1 protein-coding gene is annotated in these 1,108 nt (G+C 61.6%); it reads left to right on the top strand.

Annotated elements, in window-relative coordinates; genetic code table 11:
- The coding region (locus tag Pmi06nite_RS41590) for a TadA family conjugal transfer-associated ATPase (protein WP_203958770.1) at positions 1-1,108 on the top strand (1,108 nt) is incomplete at both ends.

Raw genomic sequence — 1,108 nt, 5'->3', positions numbered from 1 at the left:
CACTCGCTGGTGAAGCGGTTCCGGCAGGAGGTGGGTGATCGGCTGGCGCGTCAGCGTCGGTTGGATCAGGCCGGTGGTGTGGCGGCGATGTCGGGTGAGGATGAGCGGCAGTTCGCGCGGGCGTTGATCGCTCAGGTGTTGGAGGAGTTCGCGCGGGGGGAGATCGGGGTTGGTCGGACGCCTCCGACGGCTGAGGAGGAGGAGGGGTTGGCGGCGGGGGTTCATGCCGCGTTGTTTGGTGTGGGTCGGTTGCAGCCGTTGTTGGATGATTCTGAGATCGAGAATATCGATGTCAATGGGTGTGATCGGGTTTTTGTGAGTTATGCGGATGGCCGTGAGGTGATGGCTGATCCGGTGGCCGACTCCGATGAGGAGTTGGTGGAGTTGATTCAGATTTTGGCGGCGTATTCGGGGTTGTCGTCGCGGCCGTTCGATACGGCCAATCCTCAGTTGGATCTGCGGCTTCCTGATGGGTCGCGGTTGTCGGCGGTGATGGACGTGACCTCCCGCCCGTCTCTGTCCATCCGCCGCGCGAGGCTGGGCAAGGTCTTCCTCAGCGACTTGGTCGGCAACGGGACCGTGAGCGGTCAGCTCGGCCGTTTTCTTTCCGCGGTGGTGGCGGCGCGGAAGAACGTGATGATCGCGGGGTCGACGAACGCGGGGAAGACGACGTTGTTGCGGGCGTTGGCGAATGAGATTCCGGCGCATGAGCGGTTGATCACGGTGGAGCGGGCGCTGGAGCTGGGCTTGGACCAGTTTCAGGAGTTGCATCCGAATGTGGTGGCGTTCGAGCATCGGTTGCCGAACTCCGAAGGTCAGGGTGAGATCACCATGGCGGAGTTGGTGCGGCGGTCGCTGCGGATGAATCCGTCGCGGGTGATCGTGGGTGAGGTGCTGGGTGACGAGATCGTCACGATGCTGAATGCGATGACTCAGGGTAATGACGGGTCGTTGTCGACGATTCATGCGAATTCGTCGATGGAGGTTTTCAACCGTATTTCGACGTATGCGTTGCAGGCGGAGGAGCGGTTGCCGATCGAGGCGTCGCACATGTTGATCGCGGGTGCGATCGACTTCGTGGTGTTCATCGAGAAACGCAACGACTACC

Origin of the sequence: Planotetraspora mira (assembly GCF_016863275.1) — a bacterium.
Classification (GTDB): Bacteria; Actinomycetota; Actinomycetes; order Streptosporangiales; family Streptosporangiaceae; genus Planotetraspora; species Planotetraspora mira.
This window is presented reverse-complemented; position numbering and strand designations above follow the sequence as displayed.